General features: G+C 32.9%; 22 protein-coding genes and 1 pseudogene. 12 read left to right on the forward strand and 11 right to left on the reverse strand.

Translation table 11 applies throughout. The features are described from left to right. The first annotated feature begins 22 nt into the window (after positions 1-22). The 5 genes from K1X16_RS11345 (at position 23) to fabV (ending at position 5,954) form a co-directional block, all read left to right on the forward strand. Positions 23-484 carry an Lrp/AsnC family transcriptional regulator gene (locus tag K1X16_RS11345; RefSeq protein ID WP_195870894.1) on the forward strand — a complete coding sequence of 154 codons (462 nt, stop codon included), beginning with the start codon at positions 23-25 and terminating at the stop codon, positions 482-484. Between the two features lie 33 nt (positions 485-517). Next, on the forward strand, positions 518-1,288 hold the full coding sequence (locus K1X16_RS11350) for a LuxR C-terminal-related transcriptional regulator (protein ID WP_225036272.1): 771 nt from the start codon (positions 518-520) through the stop codon (positions 1,286-1,288). Positions 1,289-1,612: 324 nt separating this feature from the next. Continuing rightward, complete coding sequence (locus K1X16_RS11355) at positions 1,613-3,226, forward strand: S41 family peptidase (protein ID WP_225036273.1); 1,614 nt, start codon at positions 1,613-1,615, stop codon at positions 3,224-3,226. A gap of 124 nt (positions 3,227-3,350) precedes the next feature. Then, a complete protein-coding gene (gene lpdA / locus K1X16_RS11360) occupies positions 3,351-4,751 on the forward strand; it encodes a dihydrolipoyl dehydrogenase (protein WP_195870891.1) in 1,401 nt (466 codons plus the stop codon). 9 nt (positions 4,752-4,760) lie between these two features. Continuing rightward, on the forward strand, positions 4,761-5,954 hold the full coding sequence (gene fabV, locus K1X16_RS11365) for an enoyl-ACP reductase FabV (protein WP_195870890.1): 1,194 nt from the start codon (positions 4,761-4,763) through the stop codon (positions 5,952-5,954). Positions 5,955-6,900: 946 nt separating this feature from the next. Here fabV and K1X16_RS11370 read toward each other — a convergent pair. Both K1X16_RS11370 and K1X16_RS18090 read right to left on the reverse strand, forming a co-directional pair. Then, entirely contained in the window at positions 6,901-7,491 is a 591-nt protein-coding gene (locus K1X16_RS11370) for a hypothetical protein (protein WP_195870889.1), read from the reverse strand. Between the two features lie 100 nt (positions 7,492-7,591). Further along, complete coding sequence (locus tag K1X16_RS18090) at positions 7,592-7,729, reverse strand: LytTR family transcriptional regulator DNA-binding domain-containing protein (RefSeq protein ID WP_225036274.1); 138 nt, start codon at positions 7,727-7,729, stop codon at positions 7,592-7,594. A gap of 207 nt (positions 7,730-7,936) precedes the next feature. Here K1X16_RS18090 and K1X16_RS11380 point away from each other — a divergent pair, with 207 nt between their 5' ends. From K1X16_RS11380 to K1X16_RS11390, 3 genes are read left to right on the forward strand one after another with little or no spacing between them, the layout of a single operon-like run. Next, entirely contained in the window at positions 7,937-8,530 is a 594-nt protein-coding gene (locus K1X16_RS11380) for an RNA polymerase sigma factor (protein ID WP_195870887.1), read from the forward strand. Continuing rightward, a complete protein-coding gene (locus K1X16_RS11385) occupies positions 8,514-8,684 on the forward strand; it encodes a hypothetical protein (RefSeq protein WP_195870886.1) in 171 nt (56 codons plus the stop codon). The genes K1X16_RS11380 and K1X16_RS11385 overlap by 17 nt, the downstream gene beginning before the upstream one ends. Before the next feature lie 33 nt (positions 8,685-8,717). Further along, on the forward strand, positions 8,718-9,545 hold the full coding sequence (locus K1X16_RS11390) for a mechanosensitive ion channel family protein (RefSeq protein ID WP_195870885.1): 828 nt from the start codon (positions 8,718-8,720) through the stop codon (positions 9,543-9,545). Between the two features lie 231 nt (positions 9,546-9,776). Here the strand turns inward: K1X16_RS11390 and K1X16_RS11395 are convergent, their stop codons facing one another. Continuing rightward, on the reverse strand, positions 9,777-10,796 hold the full coding sequence (locus K1X16_RS11395) for a formimidoylglutamase (protein WP_225036275.1): 1,020 nt from the start codon (positions 10,794-10,796) through the stop codon (positions 9,777-9,779). Positions 10,797-10,908: 112 nt separating this feature from the next. Between K1X16_RS11395 and K1X16_RS11400 the strand changes: the two genes are divergently transcribed. Continuing rightward, positions 10,909-11,796, forward strand: a complete 888-nt coding sequence (locus K1X16_RS11400) for a chromosome partitioning protein ParA (protein ID WP_195870883.1) — start codon at positions 10,909-10,911, stop codon at positions 11,794-11,796. 65 nt (positions 11,797-11,861) lie between these two features. Here K1X16_RS11400 and hutI read toward each other — a convergent pair whose 3' ends face one another. The 3 genes and pseudogenes from hutI to fumC all read right to left on the reverse strand — a co-directional run bounded on the left by hutI (position 11,862) and on the right by fumC (position 14,881). After that, positions 11,862-13,097, reverse strand: a complete 1,236-nt coding sequence (hutI, locus tag K1X16_RS11405) for an imidazolonepropionase (RefSeq protein WP_225036276.1) — start codon at positions 13,095-13,097, stop codon at positions 11,862-11,864. 100 nt (positions 13,098-13,197) lie between these two features. Beyond that, positions 13,198-13,344 (reverse strand): annotated as a pseudogene (locus tag K1X16_RS11410) (T9SS type A sorting domain-containing protein); the annotation flags it as partial. A gap of 139 nt (positions 13,345-13,483) precedes the next feature. Continuing rightward, positions 13,484-14,881 (reverse strand): class II fumarate hydratase, encoded by a 1,398-nt coding sequence (gene fumC / locus K1X16_RS11415; RefSeq protein WP_225036280.1) that lies wholly within the window; start codon positions 14,879-14,881, stop codon positions 13,484-13,486. 428 nt (positions 14,882-15,309) lie between these two features. Here fumC and K1X16_RS11420 point away from each other — a divergent pair, with 428 nt between their 5' ends. Both K1X16_RS11420 and K1X16_RS11425 read left to right on the forward strand, forming a co-directional pair. Then, entirely contained in the window at positions 15,310-17,706 is a 2,397-nt protein-coding gene (locus K1X16_RS11420; RefSeq protein ID WP_225036282.1) for a DUF2339 domain-containing protein, read from the forward strand. Continuing rightward, on the forward strand, positions 17,690-18,922 hold the full coding sequence (locus K1X16_RS11425; protein WP_225036284.1) for a DUF3999 family protein: 1,233 nt from the start codon (positions 17,690-17,692) through the stop codon (positions 18,920-18,922). The genes K1X16_RS11420 and K1X16_RS11425 overlap by 17 nt, the downstream gene beginning before the upstream one ends. 5 nt (positions 18,923-18,927) lie before the next feature. Here the strand turns inward: K1X16_RS11425 and K1X16_RS11430 are convergent, their stop codons facing one another. Together K1X16_RS11430 and K1X16_RS11435 are read right to left on the reverse strand one after the other, a co-directional pair. After that, a complete protein-coding gene (locus tag K1X16_RS11430) occupies positions 18,928-19,590 on the reverse strand; it encodes an ABC transporter ATP-binding protein (RefSeq protein WP_195870974.1) in 663 nt (220 codons plus the stop codon). Positions 19,591-19,641: 51 nt separating this feature from the next. After that, positions 19,642-22,086: a DUF5916 domain-containing protein gene (locus tag K1X16_RS11435; RefSeq protein ID WP_225036286.1), complete on the reverse strand. Its 2,445-nt coding sequence runs from the start codon at positions 22,084-22,086 to the stop codon at positions 19,642-19,644. Between the two features lie 263 nt (positions 22,087-22,349). Here K1X16_RS11435 and K1X16_RS11440 point away from each other — a divergent pair, with 263 nt between their 5' ends. Next, positions 22,350-22,634: a hypothetical protein gene (locus tag K1X16_RS11440; RefSeq protein WP_195870877.1), complete on the forward strand. Its 285-nt coding sequence runs from the start codon at positions 22,350-22,352 to the stop codon at positions 22,632-22,634. Between the two features lie 81 nt (positions 22,635-22,715). Here K1X16_RS11440 and K1X16_RS11445 read toward each other — a convergent pair whose 3' ends face one another. From K1X16_RS11445 to K1X16_RS11455, 3 genes are read right to left on the reverse strand one after another with little or no spacing between them, the layout of a single operon-like run. Further along, positions 22,716-24,986, reverse strand: a complete 2,271-nt coding sequence (locus tag K1X16_RS11445) for a TonB-dependent receptor (RefSeq protein WP_225036288.1) — start codon at positions 24,984-24,986, stop codon at positions 22,716-22,718. 50 nt (positions 24,987-25,036) lie between these two features. Then, a complete protein-coding gene (locus K1X16_RS11450; protein ID WP_225036290.1) occupies positions 25,037-25,378 on the reverse strand; it encodes a hypothetical protein in 342 nt (113 codons plus the stop codon). Beyond that, positions 25,375-25,869: a DUF6787 family protein gene (locus K1X16_RS11455; RefSeq protein WP_195870874.1), complete on the reverse strand. Its 495-nt coding sequence runs from the start codon at positions 25,867-25,869 to the stop codon at positions 25,375-25,377. Before K1X16_RS11455 ends, K1X16_RS11450 begins: the two co-directional genes overlap by 4 nt. Positions 25,870-25,872 lie beyond the last annotated feature (3 nt).

The raw sequence follows: 25,872 nt of genomic DNA on the forward strand, positions 1-25,872 counted from the left end.
TATTTCCGAAAAAACAACACCTATGATTTTTGATGCCATTGACAGAAAACTTCTTCATTTACTTCAAACCGATAGTAAACAGACCAATAAAGCCTTATCAATGCAGTTAAATTTATCAGTAACTGCCGTTTATGAGCGTATTAGAAAACTCGAGAAGAGTGGTATCGTAAAGCAGTATGTTGCGTTGGTTGATAAGAGTAAAATACAAAAAGACTTTGTTGCGTTTTGTCATGTAAAATTGGTACAACATTCACAAGATTATGTGGTGATGTTTGAACGTGAAGTAAAACAACTAAATGAGGTTTTAGAATGCTATCACCTCAGTGGTGATTACGATTATTTACTTAAAGTTCTAGTCAAGGATATGACAGCGTTTAGAGAATTTATGGTAGAAAAGCTAACCAAAATAGACCATATTGGAAGTACACATAGCATGTTTATGATAAATGAAGTAAAGCATACCACTGCAATTTCATTAATGTGATTATGTTTTAAATAAAATTTTTAATTTTAGCATATGAAACAAACGCATATCAAAGATTTATATAAACTTATATTTAAATCTTACGATACACCTTCGCTAAAAGAACATATAAAAAAGATCATGGAACTCGATGCGTTTCTACCATATAGTTCTACGTTTTTTTGTATTACAAATACACAAAATTTAACCTTTGAGTATATTAGTAAAAATTATACGGCTTGTCTTGGGCTTGATGCTCAGGAGTTAAAAGTACATGGCATGCGTTATTTTTGGAATAGAATTCACCCAGACGATATTGATGCTTGGCTTAGTGCACTTAATAGTTTAATGGAATTTACACTTAGTGAAGTTTCAGTACATAAACGTAAAGACACAAATTACACTTGGAATTTTAGGATAAAAAATGCGAATGATGTTTATGTTAATATCATTCAGAATACCACACCTTTGGATTTCGATTCAGACGGAAAACCAATAATAGGATTAGCACATTACACCGTTTTAGATCCTCATATAAAAATGGATATTACTGCATCTGCTAAAATTCTAAATGCTAATAACGAATATGAAACACACTATTTTAATAACTTTTCTCAAAAGTTACTAACTGAAGATGTTAGTAACAGAGAGCGCGATGTCATCAGGTTATTGGTGTTGAATCATACGAGTAAACAGATTTCTAAAAGACTAAGTATCAGTCCTCATACGGTTGATACGCATCGAAGAAATATATTAAAAAAGTTTAATGTGTCATCTACAGGAGAGTTGATTGGCATGCTAAAAGTGAATCAACATTGGTTATAAATACGGTAAAATACTCAAATTGAGTATTGCTAATTTTTGTTTTAAAATGCAATTTTGAAGTGCTATTAGCGATTAAGGGGAAAATATGTCCATTCTATAAGATTATTTTTTAATCTCATAGTTTGGACTATTTTTTTGTTCAAATTTGTGTCCATCATCTTGTTATATAATTCCAATAAATTAGAGAGTTTTTCGCTTTTATACCTAAAATTATATCCTAATTTTCCTTTAAATTATTTCATAAAGCAACGATTAGCAATATTTTTACGTCTATTCTTAAAAAAGATCTAATTAAATCATCAATCAGTTTTAAAATCAATTCCTATGAGAAAAATAATATTACTACCCCTTAGTCTCATATTAGTGCTATTATCATCTTGTGCGAGTGTTGAAAAACATAACTATCAAGTCACAAAATTACATGCCGTAAAACATTTACACCAAGACATAGATAAAGTTTACGAGCAGCTTCAAAGACACCATCCACATTTGTATCAGTTTACATCTAAAGCCATTTTAGATTTTAAATTTGATAGCTTAAAAAAAGCCATTGATGAACCAATGGATAGTAGAACTCTTTACAAACAATTAGCGGCAGTAACTAAATATGTTGGTCAAGGCCATATGTCGTTGTCACCTCCTAGCAAACAGTTTACACGAAAAGAAAGAAAGGCATTAAAGGGCTCAAAATTTGACATCAATAATTTAGATTTCGAATATTTAGACGAAAAGCTTTTTATTGTGAACGCTAGAGGAAACGACTCGGTTTTAATTAATGCCGAAGTATTAAAAGTAGCGGATGAAACGCCACAAGATTTAATTAAAGAATACAATAAAATTATAGCATCAGATGGTTATAATACGACCTTTCATAATAGAGTTGCAGGAAACCGTTTCTTAGCGTATTATGTTAAAGATAAAGGCCGATTTGATAGTATTAGTTTTACACTTAGAAACTTAGACTCAATTTTTATTAAAAGTTATAAACGGGTTTTAAAGACGGACGCTATGCAATTAAAGAAAGACTCTATTAAAATGGATTCTTTAGACGCCCTAAAAAAGAAGCTACCAAAACTTACAAAATCTGAGAAAAAAGCGAAAAAAATAAAATTAAAGGCTGAGAGAAAGTACAAACGGGATCACGGATTTATTTATGACAGAAATGAATACACTAGAAATTTAAAGTTTGTCGGTAAAGATAGTTCGGTTGCATTGTTGAAAATTAGAGGTTTTACTAGAGGAAACTATAAAAACTTTTACGAAGAAAGTTTTAAAACCATAGACTCGCTGAAATCTGAAGCACTAATCATCGATTTACGAAATAACTTCGGTGGACGATTAAAAGAAATTACTTATCTCTATTCTTATTTAACCGATAAAAACTACACCATGATAAATCCAAGTGAAGTCAACACTAGATTTCCATTATTAAAAAGTTTAATGAGTAATACGACACCAACAGGGTTAAAGATTTTGGGAGGTTTAATAGCACCAATAATTGCTCCTATTGAGTATCTAAAATCTAGTAAAAAAGATGGACAATTATATTACAGGTTTAATTCAGCAAAAGAAAAAGAACCTAATTCGTTAAATTTTAAAGGCAAAATTTATGTGTTAATTAATGGAAATTCATTCTCCGCTTCTTCTATTTTATCGTCAAAATTGGATGGAGACAATCGCGTAACTTTTGTTGGCGAAGAAACAGGAGGTGCATATAACGGAACCGTTGCAGGAATGTATAAAGTTTACGAGCTGCCAAACACAAAAGTACGTGCTAGAATAGGACTTGCACATATAGATGCACCTCATAAAATAACTCCAGACGGTTATGGCGTAAAACCAGATGTAGAAATCCTACCGAGTTATGAGGATCGCTTAAATAATACCGATCCAGAATTGGATTGGGTTTTAGAAGATTTAGGTAAAAATAATTACTAATTTTGTTTCTGATTAAGCAGTTTTAAAATTCGTGAATTATTAATCAAAAGTGTATTTTTGTATTCGCTTTGTCATGCTGAGCTTGTCGAAGTATCTCTTTAATTATTAGAAAATTTATATATATATGAAATCATACGATGTAGCAATAATTGGTTCTGGACCTGGAGGTTATGTAGCAGCAATCCGTTGTGCGCAATTAGGCATGAAAACTGCCATTATTGAAAAATATTCAACACTTGGTGGCACCTGCTTAAACGTAGGTTGTATTCCAAGTAAGGCGTTGTTAAGTTCTTCGCATCATTATGAAGAAGCCACTAAACATTTTGAAGATCATGGTATCGAAATTCCTGGAGATATTAAAGTGAATCTTGAAAAAATGATCGGTCGTAAACAAGCTGTTGTAGACCAAACTACAGGTGGAATCGATTACTTAATGAAGAAAAATAACATCGATGTATTTGAAGGCTTAGGATCATTTAAAGATGCGACTCATATTACTATTGAAGGTAAAGATGCGCAAGAGATTGAAGCCAAAAAAATCATTATCGCTACTGGTTCTAAACCTTCTAACTTACCATTTATTGAGTTAGATAAAGAACGTGTAATTACATCAACAGAAGCATTAGAGCTAAAAGAAATTCCTAAACACTTAATTATTATTGGTGGTGGAGTTATTGGGTTAGAACTAGGACAAGTGTACCGTCGTTTGGGTGCTGAGGTTACTGTTATAGAATATATGGACAGAATTATTCCTACTATGGATGCTGGTTTGTCTAAAGAATTGAATAAAGTCTTTAAGAAAGCGAAATGCAAAATGATGCTCTCTCACAAGGTGCAATCTGTGGATCGTAAAGGTGATGAGGTCATCGTTAAAGCTGAAAACAAAAAAGGCGAAGTCGTAGAATTTAAAGGCGATTATTGTTTAGTATCTGTTGGTCGTCGTCCTTATACAGATGGTTTAAATCTTGACGCTGCAGGTGTAAAAATGAACGATAGAGGACAGGTTGAAGTCAATGAGCATTTACAAACCAATGTATCTAATATTTATGCGATTGGTGATGTTATTAAAGGGGCGATGTTAGCTCACAAAGCTGAAGAAGAAGGTGTTTTTGTTGCTGAAACTATGGCAGGACAAAAACCACATATAGATTATAATTTAATTCCAGGCGTGGTTTACACGTGGCCAGAAGTCGCTGCTGTTGGTAAAACAGAAGAAGAATTAAAAGCCGATAATGTAGATTATAAAGTGGGACAGTTTCCATTCAGAGCATTAGGACGCGCAAGAGCCAGTGGAGATCTTGATGGTTTTGTAAAAATCTTAGCCGATAAATCTACAGATGAAGTATTAGGTGTACACATGATTGGTGCACGTTGTGCCGATTTAATCGCAGAAGCCGTTACAGCTATGGAATATAGAGCTTCGGCCGAAGATATTTCGCGTATGTCTCATGCACATCCAACATTTGCAGAAGCTGTAAAAGAAGCAGCATTAGCGGCAACAGATGATAGAGCATTACACGTATAGACTTTAGATATGATAATAGAACCAAAAACAAGAGGATTTATTTGTTTAACGTCGCATCCAACAGGTTGTGAAAAAAATGTATTAAATCAAATTGATTATATAAAATCAAAACCATCAACAACTAATGGTCCAAAAAAAGTATTAGTTATTGGAGCATCAACCGGTTTTGGTTTAGCATCGCGTATAACGAGTGCTTACGGATCGGAAGCTTCGACCATTGGTGTGTTTTTTGAAAAACCACCATCAGAAGGTCGTCCTGCCTCACCAGGTTGGTACAATAGTGCTGCTTTTGAAACCCAAGCGCATAAAGATGGTTTATATGCTAAAAGTATCAATGGTGATGCGTTTTCGCACGATATAAAAGCACAAACTTTACAATTAATTAAAGAGGATTTGGGTGAAATTGATATGCTAATATACAGTTTGGCATCACCTGTAAGAACGCATCCAGATACTGGAAAACGTTATAAATCCGTATTAAAACCAATAGGTGATACATTTACAAACAATACTGTAGATTTTCATACTGGAGTTGTAAAAGAGATTTCAATAGAACCATGTTCAGGTGACGACATTGATAATACTATTGCTGTAATGGGTGGCGAAGATTGGCAAATGTGGATTGATCTTTTAAAATCTGAAAATGTTTTATCTAAAGATTTTAAAACGGTGGCCTATTCTTATATTGGGCCTTCATTAACTGAGGCGGTTTATAGAAAAGGCACCATCGGTAAAGCTAAAGACCACTTAGAAGCTACAGCGTTTAAAATCACAGATTCTCTAAAAGACATTAACGGAAAAGGGTATGTGTCTGTAAATAAAGCTTTAGTAACACAGGCGAGTTCTGCAATTCCGGTAATTCCGTTATACATTTCATTGTTGTATAAAGTGATGAAAGAAGAGGGCATTCATGAAGGTTGTATTGAGCAAATTGAGCGTTTATTTAACGAGCGTCTATATGCTGAAGACTTGCAATTAGATGACGCTGGAAGAATACGTGTCGATGATTGGGAAATGCGCGATGATATTCAAGCTAAAGTTTTAGAACTTTGGAAGGACGCTACAACCGAAACTTTACCAAATATAGGCGATTTAGAAGGTTATAAAACCGATTTCTTTAATCTCTTTGGTTTTAATGTTGAAGGAGTTGATTACGATAAGGATGTTAATGAAATGGTTGCAATTCCTGGATTACAAGAATAGTAATTTTTCATTGTAAATAATTCAAAAGCGAATTTCTGATAAAGATTTTCGCTTTTTTTTTGACAAGAGCTTCTTGAAAAAATTCTACAACCAAAACTTAGGGTCTTTGCGGCTTCGCAAGAAAAATATTTACACTGAGTATCACGGAGTTTGCACGAAGATTCACTGAGAAATTCTTTTAAGCTTCAACTTTTTAGTAGTTATCAATAACTTATTAAAACCTGATACAGCTTTTTTAAGGATTTAAGTTTTTGCGTCTTTGCGGCTTCGTGAGAAAAATATTAACGCTGAGTTTCACGGAGTTTGCACGAAGATTCATGGAGAAATTCTTTTAAACTTCAACTTTTTTAGTAGTTATCAATAACATATTAAAACCTGATACAGCTTTTTTGAGGATTTAAGTTTTTGCGTCTTTGCGGCTTCGTGAGAAAAATATTAACGCTGAGTTTCACGGAGTTTGCACGAAGATTCATGGAGAAATTCTTTTAAACTTCAACTTTTTTAGTAGTTATCAATAACATATTAAAACCTGATACAGCTTTTTTGAGGATTTAAGTTTTTGCGTCTTTGCGGCTTCGTGAGAAAAATATTAACGCTGAGTTTCACGGAGTTTGCACGAAGATTCATGGAGAAATTCTTTTAAACTTCAACTTTTTTAGTAGTTATCAATAACATATTAAAACTTGATACAGCTTTTTGAGGAGTTAAGTCTTAGCGTCTTTGCGGCTTTGCGAGAAAAAATATTAACGCTGAGTTTCACGGAGTTTGCGCGAAGATTCACTGAGAAGCCTTGCTAAATAATATAGATTATTGGTTTTTTATTTTCAGTATGTTGAATTCAAAAGAAGTATATTACTGAACACTGAACACTGAACACTGAACACTGAACACTGAACACTGAACACTGAACACTGAACACTGACCACTGAGAACTGACCACTAATCATCAAAGTTCCTGAATCAAATCTTCAATTCGTAAGCGATTACTGTAATCATATTCATTAACATCTCTTACAAAACAATAGGCACTGATGTCACCTGTTTTTACTTTTTCGGCTAAAACTTCCACTTTATATGGCCCAAACTCTTTTGATTTTTCAATGTAGTAGAATTCGTGATCATAAATGATGGTACTCACTTTCTTTTTGTATTTATCTTTTAAGAAAGCCTGAATGTCTTCTACTGAATTTAAATCATTATCATAGTTGGAAGCATTAATGTACATCGCAAACTCGTCTTTGTCTTGGTTGTTAAGAACTAATATATCATCATCTTTAAAAAACGCCTTTACAGTTATAATGCCATCTTCAGTTTTAATTGTGAAACTATTCTGAATGTTAATATTCCAAAATGTTTTAATGACATTATTTTTTCTAGAAATTTCAAGAATATTATCTGCTTTAAACGTATAAATAGATTTCTTTTTAGAAATACCATTGACTAAAACCCATTGTTTATTTATAAAGTGAGAATCGTGATGACGCTCATAATTAAAAGGTTTTAAATTAGGAATAGTATTATGTAGGTAATCTTTCATATAACCATATTTCTATCCAAAAGCAGATGCTGTATAACGTTAAGATTTGGGTGTTTATTTCTTAAAGTTAATCTTTTTATAGACGTTTCAAAACTTCTTTCTAATAACTTCGACTAATGGAAAGCGCTTTTCGACTAACTGTAACGTGTTCATTTGTATATGACTGTATTTTTGATATAGCAACGATGTAAGAATGATGAATGCGTAAAAATTTGTGATTTAGGCAACTTAGCTTCAATAGTTGTTGTGGTTTCTCTTGTTACTAAGGTTTTAAAACGCATGTGTTCTAAGCTAATATAATCCTCAATATGTTTGATTTCATCATCTAAAAAGCATTCTTAAAAAAGCGAACTTAAAAAAGTTCGTTTTTTTGTGCTTAATTGTGACCTTAATTAAATTATTGTGTCTTACATTTAAATACTAACTGAAAAGATCAATTTACCCCTTGACAAAAGACGCTATTCAAACCCTAACCGATGAAGCGCTTGTAGAAGCAATCGTGAAAACAAACGACACTATGTTGTTTGAGGTGCTCTATGATAGGTATGCTTCAATGGTTTATAATAAATGTTATGGGTTTGCTAACGGTGTCGATGAGGCTAAAGATTTAACTCAAGATGTATTTTTAAGAGTATTTGTAAAATTAGCTAGTTTTAAAGGCAAGTCTAAATTTTCTACATGGTTATATGCATTCACTTATAACCATTGTGTAAATTACGTCACTAGAAATACGGCAAAAAAGTTTGAAAAGAAATCTGTTAGTTCAGAATATGTAGATATTGAAAATATAGGTGAAGATGTAGATTCTACTCGCGAATTTCAAAATATGAGGGTAGGGCAGCTAAAGGAAGTCATGGAGTTGATTTCGCCTGATGAAAAAATGATTTTATTATTAAAATATCAAGATAATTTATCTATAAAAGAATTAGCTGACGTTTTAGATATTGGAGAAAGTGCGGTAAAAATGCGAATCAAACGAGCTAAAGAAAAACTAGTACTCAAGTACACAAACTATAAGAAAGATGGAAAATCCATTTAAGAACATTGACCAGCCGTTGCAAGAAGTTCCGCAAGAACTGAAAGGAAAAGTTATGCACGATATTGCTATGGCTAAGCTCTTAATGGAGTTGGCAGAACTATTCTCGTACAATATTGGTCATATAATAGATAGTGTCACTAGTAAAAGAAAATAACAAACACCTAACATACCCTAACAAAAAAGTAATATGCAAAAAGTAACAGAATTTAAAGATATAGCCATGCAGTCTTTAACAAACATGTGGTTTGAGATGACTAAAATATTTCCGAATATTTTAGGTGCACTTATTGTTTTAATTATTGGTTGGATAGTCACCAAGTTAGTTATTAAACTTATAAAGAAAGTTTTAAAATTAGCCAAAGTCAATAAATTAGATGATAAACTTAATGATATTGAAATAGTAGAAGGTAAAAAGTTCAATTTTGATACTGTCAAAATTATTTCAAAATTTGTAAAATGGATACTGTATATTATTCTTATTATAACAGCATCAGACATAATGGGATTAGAAATTATATCTAATCAGATTAGTGCTTTATTAGCTTATTTACCACATTTATTCGCTGCGCTAATTATTTTTATTCTTGGTTTACTTTTTGCCAATTTTGTTAAAAAAGGGCTAAGGTCATTATTTGAATCTATGGATTTATCAGGAGGAAAATTGATTAGCCAGATTGTCTTTTTCCTATTGCTAACATTCATTTCAATTACAGCTTTAAATCAAGCTGGTATAAATACTGAAATTATTAGCAATAATATAAATATGATTATTGCTGGCTTCCTATTGGCATTTGCCATAGCCTTTGGTTTAGGAGCAAGGGAAGTTGTGGCTAAATTATTGAACACTTTTTATGCACGTAAGACGTTTGAAGTTGGACAGAAAATTACCTTTAACGATACGATTTATACTATAGATGCTGTAAAAAGTATTTCAGTAATACTCAAAAATTCAGAAGGAAAACTAATTGTTCCGATTAAAGATATAGTAGAAAATCAAGTACAAATGCAGGATTAACTATAAGGTTAGGGTTATAGATTTTATGTTTACATAGAATACAATCCTGCACGTGCTTGATGTTTTTAAAAGCCCCTTTTTCATGAATTTGAAAGAGGGTTTTTATTTTAAATTACTTTTATTAAGTATACAAAGCTATTACCAATAAAGAGATATACCTATAAGATTAATGATTTAAATCCTACAATAGGACTTAATGTTGAGCAATTTGGAGTATTAATTATAACGCTATTATGATTTTTGGGCTCTAATAAAATCAGTAATTAAATACGTAATTAGCTTTCCTATTTTAGTTTCAGATTTTTTTGTTGGTGCCGCTTCACAAATATGTAGATATGTAGCATTGGCGTCTTTACCAAAGTAATTTACAAATTGCCTAGCTTGTTTTACGCTAAAACCACTTGGAGTCATAGCGCTACTTTGTATGTTTTTAATAGCGTCACAGTCAATTTCAATTCCAAATTTTTTATCAGAAACATGATTTAACGCGTTTTTCATTTCAGAGGTATACTCAAGTTCATTTCTAATTTCAATAGCTTCGTAAGTATTGTAGTTTATTGATTTTACTTTCTTTAGTGTATTTAGTAAATTACTAGACGTATAGTTTTCATGTAACCCGAAAATAAAATAGTTTTTTAAAAACCCTTCAGCATAAGCATAACTAAACCCATTGCCACTATGTCTGCCTTCTTCTGCTCTAAAATCAGAGTGCGCATCAAAATTCACAACATTTATTTTTTCGTTATTAGCTAGAGCACAACCTTTAATATTTCCATAGGCGTTGTTGTGACCACCTCCTATAATAATAGGTGTTTTACCAGCTTTAATAATTGAAGATACCAAATGCGTTACATCTTTATCTATATCTTCAACAAGGTTTCTAACTTTGGAAAGTTGCTTTTTTTTGGATACATCTAAATCTGCAATCGCATTACGTTGTTTTGTGTAATCTAAATGCCCTAATATTAAAACGCGTTTAGCATTGGTAAGCGCATTACTCTGTATGTTTAACAAAACTTTTAGAGTCGCGTCCCAAGCCTTGTAAGCCCCTGTTTTTCCGAGGTTTGCCGTAATTCCAATATCTTCATTAATTCCAAATACAACGTAATCAACATCTAAATTAACAATATCAACGTATATCTTAGTGAGGTTAGGAATTAACTGAATATGTTCTCCAAATTTTGTTTCACCTTTACGTTTCTTTAAAAGTTGTTGTTTTTCTTTTTCTGTAAATACTATAAGATGTTGCATTAGGATCGATTATTAGAAATATAATATTAAAAGTACATTTTTATTTAGTTACTTTGACCTTAAATCAACAATAAAAAAACAAGAATTAACAATACTTAAAATCAATTAACTTATGGAAGGTTCACAAAAATCGAATACAGGATTAAAGGTAGGATTAGGCATATTATTAGTATTATTTATAGTCACTGCTTTTTATACCTCTAAACTTTACAATGAAAAGCAAGAGAACGAAAAATTATTAGTGAGTGAAAAGAATCAAGTCATGAACGACCTTAATAACATGGCTAAAGATTATGACGAAGCTATTGCAGAAAGCGAAGTGAAAAATCAAGATTTAATGGCTGCTAGAGAGCGTATACAAGGCTTGATGGATTCGTTAAAAGTGTCTCAAAATAGCGTTGGTAGTTTATGGAACTACAAAAAGAAGTACATGGCTTTACAAGAAGAGATGGATGTGTTGTTGACTGAAAATGATCGTTTAAAAGGTGAAAACCAATACTTAGCATCGTCTTTAGATAGTACACAAGTTCAATTAGCTGAACGTACTATGTTTACGGATTCACTTTTAGTACAAAATACAGAACTGGCTACAGTTGTTGAAGATGCAGCAGCATTACAAACCGTAGGATTAGTAGGAATGGGAGTTATTGAAAGAAATAATGGTAAGCAGATACCAACGGAACGTGCAAGACGAAGCGATAAAATTAAAATTTGCTTTACAGTAGCTAAGAATATGCTGGCTGAAGGTGGAGATAAAGAATTATATGTGCAAGTCATAGACCCAAAAAACAACGTTTTAGGGACTAATGATCAGATAGAGTTTGAAGATCAAGTTCTAAACTACAGTTTAATTAGTAGATTTAATTATGAAAACAGAAACTTAAACATTTGTGAGTACATCAATGAATTAGAGGACTCTAAGTTTGAGGAAGGACGTTATAAAGTAAATGTATTTAGCGATAAGGCCTTAATATCTTCTTCAGAATTTGAATTGAGATAATTAAGAGTTATTTAATTAATTCATTTTAAAAATCCAGAAGTTCGCTTCTGGATTTTTTTTTTTTGTTATACCTGTTGACCATTAATAATCACTTGCTCTATTGGGTTGTGAGCAAACGCATAAGGTATTTCGCTATAGTGATTCATTGGTTTTGTAATAATAATATTCGCTTTCTTTCCTCGCGTTATACTGCCGTACATATTACTAATTCCCATGGCATAAGCTCCATTTACAGTTGCAGCATTTATGGCTTCTTCTGGTGTTAGTTTTAATTTCACACACGCTGCACTGACTATAAAATTCATATTTCCGCTTGGTGAAGAACCTGGATTATAATCGGTTGCAATGGCTAAAGGTAAACCAGCGTCAATAATTTTTCGAGCTTGGGTATACGGAATACTTAAAAAATAGGAGCAGCCAGGTAAAGCAACAGCAATAGTGTTACTGCCTTTTAATGCTTCAATGTCGTTGTCGTTTATTTCTTCTAAATGATCTACAGATAACGCATTGTACTTTACACCAAGAGCAATGCCTCCTAGAATATTGAACTGATTAACATGTAGCTTAGGCTGTAAATTAAATGTTTGTCCTGCTTTTAAAATGGCTTCAGTATCATTAATATCAAAGTAGCCTTCTTCGCAAAACACATCGACAAAATTTGTAATATTTAATTCTGCTGCTTTAGGAATTAACTCGTCAGTGATATAGTTGATATAATCTTGTTTCTTAGATTTAAATTCTTCCGGAATAGCATGCGCAGCCAATAAAGTAGGAATTATTTTTGCTAAACTTTCTTGCTTTAAGCGTTTAATAACGCGAAGCATTTTTAACTCAGCTTCAACCGTTAACCCGTAACCCGATTTTATTTCAACAGCTCCAGTTCCCATAGCAATGAGCTCGTTTAATCGCTTTAAGGATTGTTCAAATAATTCATCTTCCGAAGTATTTTGAAGTGTTTTAGCAGAGTTTAAAATTCCACCACCTTTTTGGGCGATTTCAGCATAAGACAGCCCATTAATGCGGTCTACAAATTCAGATGTTCTATCACCTGCATAAACAGTGTGCGTATGAGAATCGCACCACGTCGGTAAAACTATTTTGCCAGTGGCATCAATAATGGTTTCTGCATCAAAACCTTCACAATTATTCATTTCTCCAAACTCTATTATAGTGTCGTTCTCAATGTAGAGGTAAGCGTTTTCTATAATTGGTAAATTTTTCATGTCGCTACCTTTAATAATGGTAGTATTATGTTCATGAACTTGAATAAGTTGTTTGATGTTGGTGATCAGTAAAGACATATAAATGATGTGTTTTTTGTAAAGATTGCTATTTTTTTGAATAAAAAAAAACGCTAGTAACAATTAACTAGCGTTTTTAATATTTTATGAAAGGATTTCTTTATGCTTTTATGAATTTTGAAGTCATTTTATTATCGATTTTAATAGTATAGATACCTGATGCTAATTCCGTAACATTTAGGAGTTCACCATCGGCAAAGTTTCTATCGAGCACTAGTTTACCTAATACATTATAAACGGACACATTCCGAACTTTTCTTGTGTCTACCGCTACAAGATTTTAGTAAACGATTCTGTACCATCTGTTGCGAGATTATTCCTAAATAATTCAATAACATCAGCTCAATGAAAATCGAAGAAATGCATATGTCATCGCTTTACTATTTTTATTTTAAAGCACCCACCATATTTTCTGGTTTTACCCATTCGTCATAATCTTCAGCAGAAACATAACCTAAATTAATAGCTTCTTCTTTTAAAGTGGTGCCGTTTTTATGTGCTGTATTGGCAATCTCAGCGGCTTTGTAATATCCAATTTTGGTATTTAGTGCAGTGACTAACATTAATGAATTGTTTAATAATTCTTTAATGACTTGGTGGTTTGGTTCAATACCACTAGCACAATGCGCTTCGAAACTCACACAAGCGTCACCTATTAATTGTGCCGATTGTAAAATATTGGCAGCCATCATTGGTTTAAACACATTGAGCTCGTAATGGCCTTGCGTTCCACCAACAGAAACAGCAACATCGTTACCCATAACTTGAGCGCAAACCATAGTTAAGGCTTCACATTGTGTTGGGTTTACTTTTCCTGGCATAATTGAACTTCCAGGTTCGTTTGCAGGAATAATAATTTCTCCAATTCCAGATCGCGGACCAGAAGCCATCATTCTAATATCGTTTGCAATTTTATTTAATGAAACCGCTAATAATTTTAAAGCTCCATGGGTTTCTACTATCGCATCGTGCGCTGCTAAAGCTTCAAATTTATTTTCTGCAGTTACAAACGGTAATCCTGAAAATTCTGCAATGTATTTAGCAACCAAAACATCGTAACCTTCTGGTGTGTTTAAGCCAGTTCCTACAGCTGTTCCTCCTAATGCTAATTCGCTTAGGTGTGCTAAAGTATTTTCTAAGGCTTTTAATCCGTGATCTAATTGCGATACATATCCTGAAAACTCTTGGCCTAAAGTCAACGGAGTCGCATCCATTAAATGTGTACGACCAATTTTTACAACCGTTTTAAACTCTAAGGACTTTTTGTGAAGCGTGTTTCGTAATTGAATGACACCAGGAATCGTTGTTTCTACAATTTTTTTATAAGCAGCAATATGCATTCCTGTTGGAAAAGTATCATTAGACGATTGTGATTTATTAACATCGTCATTGGGTTGAATCGTTTTTTCTCCTTCACCTATAACATGGCCTGCAATTTGATGTGCTCGGTTGGCAACAACTTCATTAACATTCATGTTACTTTGTGTACCAGAGCCCGTTTGCCAAATCACTAATGGAAATTGATCGTTATGCTTACCTTCTAAGATTTCATCACATACTTGTGCAATTAAATCGCGCTTTTCTTTAGATAGCACATTTAGCTCACAATTCGTATATGCTGCAGCTTTCTTTAAATAAGCAAAACCATTTACAATTTCTAATGGCATAGATGCAGAAGCACCAATTTTAAAGTTATTACGAGAGCGTTCTGTTTGTGCTCCCCAAAGTTTGTCGGCAGGTACTTTTACCTCACCCATTGTGTCTTTTTCAATTCGGTAATTCATGTGTATTGTATTTATTGCTTTACAAAATTAAAGGTTTTGTGAGTTTAATTAGATATAATGTTTGGTTTTATTTAAACAGCTTTTAAGTCAAATAGTTAATAAGTTTTAAATTGAATTGATAAGTATTTTATCAATGACTATTTAATGGATTTATGATGTCCGATTTCAAAACAAAAAACAGAACTCACTGCTACTATCGGTGGATGATATTCTAAATTTATTAGTGTTATTTAAGCAGGAAGGGTGCATGTTGATATTGGCCTAGATGTGTTCAAATTTCAAGAGCTTATCGTTAAAAATAAAGAGCGATAGCCGCTATAAAACATGGTAAATAAGTAGAACTTCCGTACGCAAAGTTGACTGTTCAATTTTTTAAAAGTATTTTAGCTTAGTCTTTTTATTAAAAAAGATAACCAAATCAATCGTATATGGCAACAAATCAGGAGCTTATTGATAAACTTATTGAGAAGTTAGAGCTGCTTTTTAAGAAGCAAGCCGAGTTTTCTTCAGAAATAAATAGTCTTAAAGAGGAATTGTATCGCTTAAAATCTGGATCAACTGAGGATGAAACAATTCCAATAAAAGCGTCTACAGAACCAGACCCTTTACCTAAAACAGAAAACGAGAAATTAGAAGCGTTTAATGACAACGTAGAAGAGCCAGTCGTTGAAACATTAGAGCCTGTTTTAGAAACCGAATATCAGGATGAGTTTGTTGCACCTAAAGAAACGTCTGTAGAGGAAAATAAGCCAAAACGGAAATCGAGCCTTGAAAAATTTATAGGTGAAAACATTCTGAATAAAATTGGTATTATTATCACTATTATTGGTGTGGCCATTGGTGCAAAATATTCAATAGAGAATGATTTAATTAGTCCGCTAACCCGAATCATTTTAGGCTATTTTACAGCTATCGGGTTACTTGGTTTTGGTATTAAGCTAAAAAAGAAATACGAAGCTTACAGTGCTGTTTTAGTCAGTGGCTCTATCGTAATTTTATACTTTATTACGTTTTTTGCTTATAATTTTTATGATTTAATACCGCAGCTTCCCACATTTGTGCTCATGGTGATTTTTACAACATTTACGGTTGTTGCAGCCATAAGTTACAATAGACAAGTTATTGCACATATAGGTTTGGTTGGTGCTTATGCTGTTCCGTTTTTATTAAGTAATAATTCAGGACAAGTAGAAGTACTCTTTAGTTATGTGGCGATAATTAATATTGGAATTTTAGTTATTTCTTTCAAAAAATATTGGAAATCGCTCTACTATTCAGCCTTCATATTTACATGGCTAATATATTCAACTTGGTTCATTTTTGAATATTTTGAAGAGGAACAAATCGGTATAGCTTTAAGCTTTTTAAGTCTATTCTTTGTCATTTTTTATATAACATTTTTAGCTTATAAAGTACTGAGAAAGGAAATGCTAAAAACAAGTGATGTCGTTTTATTACTTTTTAATTCCTTCCTGTTTTACGGCTTAGGCTTTGCTATTTTAGAAAACCATGATACCGGTTCGCAATTATTAGGTCTGTTTACACTTGGCAATGCGGTAATTCACTTTATAGTGAGTGTCCTTTTCTACAAATTAAAATTAGGCGACAAAAACTTATTTTATCTCGCTTCGGCAATGGTTTTGGTATTTATTACCATTACCATTCCTGTGCAGTTAGATGGTAATTGGGTAACACTATTATGGGTAAGTGAGGCCGCATTATTATTCTGGTTAGGGAGAACAAAAGCGATTAAAGTGTATGAGAAATTGTCGTATCCATTGATGATTTTGGCATTTTTGAGTCTTTTACAAGATTGGTCGTTTGCCTATAGTGCTTATTATGGTATAAATGAAGACGAACAAATAACTACGATTTTTAATATTCACTTTTTAACGTCCTTGCTGTTTGTAATTGCGTTTGGGTTTATTGTTTGGTTGTCTAGAAAAGAAAACTATACATCAACATTAAAACCAACCTCAATATGGTCTCGATTGTTGACTTATGGTATTCCAGCACTATTTGTATTCAGTGCCTACTATGCATTCCGATTAGAAATTGAATTTTATTGGGATCAATTATATCATACTTCAAGCATATCAACGCCTTCTGAAGACGTTTATAAGAGGAGTATCTTTAATTATGATTTAAGAGATTTTAAAACCATTTGGGTGCTCAATTATTCATTGCTATTTATGGCGCTATTAGCTATGGTTAATTTTAAGCTGATTAAAAACAAACTTTTAGAGAAAATTACGTTAGGACTAACAGTCGCCAGTATTTTTATCTTTTTATCGCAAGGTTTACTTGCCATTAGCGAGTTAAGAGAAAGCTACTTGAATCCTTCAGAATACTTTCAAGAAAATAGCTTTTACTTATGGATTCGGTATGTGTCGTTTCTCTTTTTAGCTTTCGCATTGTACACGTGTTATAAGTTTATTAAGCGCGAAGGCATTTCAAAAGGCTTTAAAATTGGGTACGATATTCTATTGCATGTGACTATTATTTGGGTGTTGAGTAGCGAGCTAATTCATTGGATGGATATGGCTGAATCTACGCAATCTTATAAATTAGGGTTAAGCATACTTTGGGGAGTGTATTCCTTCCTGTTAATTGCTTTTGGCATTTGGAAAGACAAAGTATATTTAAGAATCGGTGGCATGATTTTCTTCGGAATTACTTTAATAAAATTATTCTTTTACGACATTGTGCATTTGAATACCATTTCTAAAACCATTGTGTTTGTGTCGCTTGGTGTGCTACTTTTAATCATTTCATTTTTATATAATAAATACAAAAACCAGATTACGGATGACTCTAACAACTAAGCTATTTCTAAGTTTTCTAATTGGTTCTATGACGTTTTGTGCTGCACAAATGGAAACGTATAACTATAAAAGAGCGTTACAAAATGTGAATGATGAGTGGCATAAAATCACCTTACCAAATGCTGTATTTGGAAAGGTGAACCCAGATTTATCAGACCTTAGGGTTTATGGGTTTACGGCTCAAAACGATACTATTGAAGCACCTTATATTTTACGAATCCTTTCAGACAAAGTTGTTCATAAGTCTATTCCATTCGATATTATTAATAAAACAAAAGGGAATGCTGGTTATTACTTTTCGTTTCAGTTAAATTCTGAAACGATAATCAATCAAATTAACTTAAATTTTAAAGAGCAAAATTTTGATTGGAAAGTGGAATTACAAGGCAGTCAGAATCAACAAGAATGGTTTACAATACTTGAAGATTACCGTATTCTATCCATTAAAAACCAAACAACGGATTATAAGTTTACAAAACTCGTTTTTCCTGATGCTAAATATGGTTTTTTTAGACTTATTGTAAAACACAATAAGCAGCCACAATTAGTATCTGCGCAACTATCTAAACATGAAGTTTCTGGTGGACGTTTTGTTGAACACAAGATTAAGTCTAGTGAAAGCAGAGCACTTAAACAGACTAAAACCACTGAGATTAAATTAGAGTTAGAAGAACCTGTTTCATTAAGTCAAATTCAAATAGATGTGAGTGATACGTTTGACTATTATAGACCGTTAAAAATCGAATACAAAAATGATAGCGTTAAAACAGAAAAAGGTTGGAACTATTACTATAAGACCATTGGCAATGGCACACTAAATTCGCTTGAGGCAAACCATTTTAATTTTGAAAACACTATTGCAAAACACTTAAAATTAACAATTTACAATAATGATAATCAGCCATTATCTATAGAAAATGTTTCTGTTAAAGGTTATGAACATCAGTTAGTTGCTCGTTTTACAGAGCCTGCAGATTATATGTTGGTTTATGGAAACGCTTCTGCAAGTCAACCGATTTATGATATTACTAAGTTTAAAACAAATGTTCCTAAACAATTAAAGGCTCTGAAGATAGGAGAGGAGGATGTTATTCTGCATACAATACAACCAAAAGTGAAACCCTTATTTGAAAATAGTTATTGGCTTTGGGGAATAATTGGAGTCGTTATTTTGTTGTTGGGAGGCTTTACTTTAAAAATGTTGAAAAAGAATTAAGGTATTTAACCTACAATCTTCCCGTCGACCATAGTTAACTTGCGGTCTGCCATAGCAGCTAATTCTTGGTTATGGGTTACAATTACAAAGGTCTGATTAAACTCATCTCTTAATTTAAAGAATAAGTTGTGTAATTGATCTGCAGACTCACTATCTAAATTTCCAGAAGGTTCATCAGCAAAAATAATATTCGGATTGTTTATTAAAGCTCTTGCCACAGCAACACGTTGTTGTTCACCACCAGACATGCTATTTGGTTTGTGATGGATGCGTTCACTTAAACCTAAATACTCTAGTAATTCTTTGGCACGTTTTTCGGCATCAGCTTTTGGAGTATTATGAATAAATGCCGGAATACAGACGTTTTCTAAAGCTGTAAATTCAGGTAATAACTGATGGAATTGAAAAATAAAACCAATGTTCTTATTTCTAAATTTTGCTAATGCTTTATCATTTAAGGTTTTAATCGATTGGTCGTTTATAACTAGTTCAGTGTTTGATGTATAATCGGGTTTATCTAAAGTACCCAAAATTTGAAGTAGTGTGGTTTTACCGGCACCAGAAGCACCAACAATAGAAATTACTTCACCTTCTAAAATGGTTAAGTCGACACCTTTTAAGACCTGAAGATCTTTATAAGCTTTCTTAATCTGTTTTGCGGAAATCACTGTTTTACTCATACGATGTGAAATTAATACTTAATGCCTAATTCTACAAAACTAAGCATCAGATTTATTAGAATTGAAAACAGATTTTATTCCATTAAAGTCTAAAAAATATTGAAGACGTACAGAAAACGTATGTTGCATAGGTTGATCGAACAACTTATCAATGCTTTGCGAATAATTATACTCAGCAATAGCATCTGAATTAAATAATTGATTTCTATACAAAGCGGTTAAAAAACTGCCTGGTGCAAATTGCCATGAGTAACTCAAATCTATATTCCAGGTGCTAAAGTTAATATTAGGATCGTTACTAACACTATCTACAGTATACCCAGCATCTGTAGTTAAGCGACCAGAATCTAACAACGTAAATAAGTCGTTATCATAGCTAACCGTATCCCAATAATGTCTAAAACTAAGTGATAGAGAATTATAAGGATTAAAGGCGTAGTTTGAAGATATGCTGTTTGTTACAATCTGTCTGTTGCGTTCTCCAAAAATAGATTGTTCATCTTCTCGTGTTGCAAAACCTCGTCCTCCGTTAGTAAAGTCGTAGTAAAATTGATAAATCAATAATAGTTTATCGTTGATTCTTACGCGAGGTTCAACTTCAATATCATAGGTGAATTTATCTCTTCCCGTTTCAAATAGTGCTCCAACATTAGCTCTAAGGTCTAATGCAAAAGTTCGGTTGTAATTGGAAGAAAGATAACCTCCTGTAGTAACAAAATTTTCGTAGATAAATGGTCTACCATCACGAGATTCAAAATAATCCTTTTGTTTGCCTGGTTCTATGTCAAAATTAAAACCAAATCCATCTAAACCTTTGGTTGTCGCTCTATAAGAAACTCCTAAGTTAAATTGCGAATACACATTAGGCTCTACGAGTCTGTTATAGTTAAAATAGGTGCTAATAGTGTAGTTGTTTAGATTTCCACTTGGTTCAAAAGTTTGGTATGAAATATCTGTACCAAAATTATTGTAATTATTTCTGTAAAGTAGTCCTAAGTCGTTAATGTCAAATTTGGTGTCTGCGTAACTATGATCAAAACTATAACGCAAATTGCCATGAATTTTAGCAAGTCTCAAATAGCTGCTGAAACCCCTTTCATTAGAGGTGTTTTGGTAATTAACATTACTCATTCGTAAATCAGTAGCGATACTAAACGTGTTACGTTTATTAATTAAGTTAGCCACCAAAGCTGTCGCATTGGCATCTCTAAAATGCCCTTCTCTAAGTACATTGGTGTTTATTAAACTTACAGACGAGTTGCCATTGAATTGCTGATCTACAACCAAAATATTGTAGTTAGTGAAAGGCTCTACAACTGCACTTCGTTTTTCGTCAGTAAGCGTGTTTTTTATATTCGCCGTCGTCTTTTCTGTAATAGCATTAAAAAAGCCAATACCTAAACCATTTTTGGTTCTACCAGAGACTTTTACTGCATTTAAAACTTTAACTTCATTGGGAACATTGGCTTCTTCGTTCTCATTAAGGTTGAGTCTACCACTTGGTCTGTTTCCAATACGTCTAGAGAAGAATAAATCTCCTTTAGAAAATAAATCGACTCCTTCAGTAAAAAATTGACGTTGCTCCGAGAAGGTTTGTTCAAAAGGACCAAGGTTTAATTCTACATTATCAAATCCGGCCTGACTAAAATCGGGAACCAAAGTGGCATCTAAAGTAAAATTATCTGTAAGTCCGTATTTAACATCCATACCGAATTTTAAATCAGTGTCTGTGTCGCCGTCAAAACTATTTATTATTCCTGTGGTAAAAGGGTAGAGGTTTAATCTAACAGGTGGTTTTACATCTTTTAGACCTTTTACTTCAGCATGGTATAATCCGGAATAACCTTGAGTTGGATCAACAGGATTCCAGGTAAATCGTGCTCTAGATCGTCTAAATTCTCTATGAAACTGAACTCCCCAAGTCGGCTCGTCTTGATCTGAAAAACGCAAGGTTCGGTAAGGGATTTTCATTTCTACAATCCAACCGTCATCCATAATTTTAACAGCACTATCCCAAACAGCATTCCAGCCAAAATCTTCTCCTAAAGTAGGGTTTTGAAGTGCATCTGCTTGCTGACCTGAACTAAACACGTAAAAAGCCGTGTCGTTTTGCGCGTCGTTATTTGGGTTGAGCACTAAAATAAAGTAATCGGTTTGTCCAAAATTATCTCTACTAGTGAGCTGTTTCATTATTTTGGTTGGATCGTCATAGAGGTATGCCGCAACATAGATTGCGTTATCGTCAAAAGTCATTTTTACTTCGGTACGCTCATCATGTGGAGCTTGTTGACCAATTTCAGGTCTTTGGGATACAAAACCAGTAGCTGTCTCTGCATTTTGCCAAATAGTATCATCTAAAATGCCATCTATTTTAGGTGCTAAAGTAGCACGATGAATATTTAATGTTTTTTTATTTTGAGCTAAGGTGACATTGACCAAACACAAAAGTGTAGCAATAAAGACACATAGAGAACGTGCGTTCATAGTTAGTTTATGGTAGTTTTGTTTAGTGTAAAGATGTAAGTATTTAGCGGTTGTTACATCTTAATTTTACAAAACTAAGTTCTCAGATTGGTCAAACCTCTTAATTAAACGTTAAAAACGACGTGAGTTTTATGATTTAAAGGTCTTAATTGTAAAATGGCAGTCTTTTGTGCTTTGGAATAATTATTGTTTTAGATTAGCCAGTAATTAATACAAATTTTGGGAAATCGATTTTTAGAGGTCCTGAGATAAATTCAGGATAAATGAACAAATACAAAAAATTAGGATTAGGTCTTCTCTTTGACGCTTTAGGATTAGTGTCTTTTATAATACCTGGAATCGGAGAATTTTCAGACGTTGTTTGGGCGCCAATTTCAGCATGGTTAATGACCAAATTATATGCTGGAAAAGCAGGTAAAGTAGCAGGAGTGATAACTTTTGTTGAAGAAGCCTTGCCTGGCTTTGATGTCATTCCATCATTTACATTAATGTGGTTGTACACTTATGTTATTAAAAATGAAAAAACGACGAAAGAAATTGAACGTTAAACAGATAAATTAAGCGTTATATTAAGCACAGTTGAAAATGAATTTATAGAGTTTTCAACTGTGCTTTATATGACATTAGTACTACAATGTGTAGTTTACACCAATATTAATATTACGTCCCATATTTAAAATACCATCTGGTTTTAATCGAGATAAATGATGTACATATTCTGTATCTAATAAGTTAGTTGCAGAAATTGAAACATTTGTATCATTATTAAATAGTTTGAATGTACCTCCAACACCAACACTTAATAAATTATAAGCATCTGAAGTGGTTTCAAAAGCATTCACATTATTTTGTGCAAATGTCGAACGTAACTTTACAAAAGCATTAATGTTTTTAATGCTTTCAGAGTTAAATTCTACACGAAACGTATTGGTTAATGAATTTGCAGGAATTAATGGCAAGTATTCATCGTTATCTTGTTGTCCGGTAACCGTTTCAAAACTACTTTCTAAGTGCAACCAGTGAATTGGGTGTGGATGAAAATGCAATCCGAATTCTCCTCCGTATAAGGTTGCATTTTCTTGCTCGTATAAAAACACAGGGTCATCATTAATTAATTCACCGTTTGGATTTAAGAAAATATAGTCATTCACTATATTATAAAAGCCATTAGCAAATAATTCTATGTGCTTATTTTTATATTCTAAAGCCAAATCAACTTGAAAGTTTTGCTCGTTGCTAAGATTCATATTTCCAATTTCGTAGCGATTTGTACCATGGTGTGAACCATCAGAAGCCAACTCTGACAGGTTTGGTGCTCTAAACCCTGTTGCTAAATTTAGTCTTGCGGTAACCTTGTTAAAAATATCTGTTTTAACACCTAAAGCTCCATTAAAGGAATTGAAAGTATTGTCGCTATTATTTTCAATTGCAATAGATCTATAATCGTAACGCGCTCCTAATTGAACATCTAGCGTTTCAAAATGAATGTGTGACGTGGCTAAAACACCAAAATCGTTTGTTGTTGCGTTTGGAATTAAAACCTCTTCTCCATAATTGGTATTCACTTGATTCATACCTTGTACACCAATAATAGTTTCAAATTTGCCAAGCGTAGGAAGGTTGTACTTTACGTCGTAGCTAAAGGTTTTTAACTTCATATTTAAAGCTGCTTCTAAAATCTCATGCTCGTCGTGTTCATCATGCTCATCATGCTCATCGTGATCATCATGGTCGTGGTCATGATCGTGGTCGTGGTCATGGTCATCATGGTCGTCGTGATCATGATGCTCTTCAAATTCTTTTCTATTATTATAGATGTAACCCAAAGTGACATCTAAACTAGAGTCTTCAAAAAACAAGGTCGACTTTGAGCTAAAAATATGATTGTCGATATTTTGATATGGTAATAATGGTGTTTTTGCCGTTGATTGAACTCCAATTTCTTCAGGTAAACCTAATTTAGAGTTATTTAAATTATATCGAAATTCTGTTTTAAAATGTGAATTTTGATAGCCTAAGCCAGCTTTAAAATCTTGTTCTCTATAACGTGTATTGGTTACACGATAGTTTTTAGTGTCGTAATCGGAATGTTCTGTTAAACTTCCTCTAAATAAAAATTTGAATCCATTACTAGACGATTTATAACCTGCGTTTGTAGAATAGCCTTTAGTGTTAGTAAAATAATTTACAGAAGCATCTGCAGACGACTCATTTTCTTGAGCAAATCGTTCAGGGTTTAAATACAAAACACCACCTAAAGCATCGCTACCATAGAGTAGGGAAGCAGGTCCTTTTATAACTTCGACGCTCTCAATACCAGCGTCATTGATACCAAGTCCATGTTCGTCTCCATATTGCTGGTTTTCTAAACGTACCCCTTGTGTATACACTAAAACACGGTTAGAACTCAGTCCTCTAATTACAGGTTTACCAATGCTGTTACCAGTACTTATGCTTTCTACACCAGCTATTGAGGTTATGCCTTCTGCAAGTGTTACAGCTCCGGAAGCTTTTAGTTCTTTTAACTTTTTTTGTTCAACCTTCATGACGTTTTCACTCTGAAGTTTATGAAAAGGTGTAGAGATAATAACCTCTTCCATTTCCATAGCAGATTCAGATAATAGAATAGTTAACGTCTCTTCTGAAGGAACCGTTACCGTAATCGATTGGGATTGAAATCCAATGTATGAAACAACAACTTTAAATACGCCTTTCTTTAAATCTAGGCTAAATTCACCTTTGTCGTTTGTTGTTGTACCTGTTTCTAGTTCTGGTAAATATATAGTTGCAAACGGAATTGCTGCTTGAGTGGTGTTGTCTAAGACTGTACCTTTAATAGTGTTTTGAGCATAGGTGTTTATAAACACAATGCTGAATACGATAACTAATAATCGCTTCATAAATAAATGATTTAATAATAAGTAATAAATGAAATTTTAATTTCTGGGCATTAAATCAGTTGAGGAGGCCCTCTAAGTACTGTTTGAAGTTTTTGAAAATCACTAACAAATTCATATTGAGAATTTGTTATTTTGAAATTCTCTTCTTCTGAGACTAGTGTATCTAACTTATTTTTGAAGTAAAATTGTGTAGTAAGCTTAAATTTATAGAAATCACAATCGATATCAGCTTCGTGAAAATGTGTGGTTAAAGAGCCATCATCGTCACAAACGTTATGCGTGTGGTGTGAAAACGCATGATTTAATTTTACAGCCGAAGGAAACAGTACAGCTAAGACTAATAGCAAAGTAAAAGTCTTAAATAATACAGTTGTAAGGGTGTTAATATTCAATCGAAAAAACGTTTTAATCCTAATCTTCTCAGCATTTTCTTTTCAAATTCCCAAAAAAACTTGAATTGCCCAAAAAGCCATCCAAACGTTACTAAAAGGATTTGGTAGAAAACGAGCCCAATGATAATGAATAAAAACCAATAAAGAATAGGGTTTAAGTTTTCTTTAGTAATTCCCATAAGTACCATAATTGGTCTGCCAACAAACAAGGATGATGTCCCAGTAAACGCAAATACCATAAAGACACGAATCATTTCCCACTTATAATCTAAAACCCACTTGGTTTCTAGCTTTTTGAATAGGAATAAGGTCAATTTTAATAGTAAAAAGAAAATAACAATTGAGACACTTAGTATTGGAGCTAAGCCATACTCATTAAGTAGAGCATTTGAGATTTTAATAGCCGAATAGCCTAAAATAAGTAAACCAAAAAAGGGAAATAACAACTGCCAATTATGTTGAATTTCCCAATGTTTTTTAAATTTTTCCATAGC

It is taken from the genome of Winogradskyella sp. SM1960, assembly GCF_020179375.1.
GTDB classification, from domain to species: Bacteria; Bacteroidota; Bacteroidia; order Flavobacteriales; family Flavobacteriaceae; genus Winogradskyella; species Winogradskyella marina.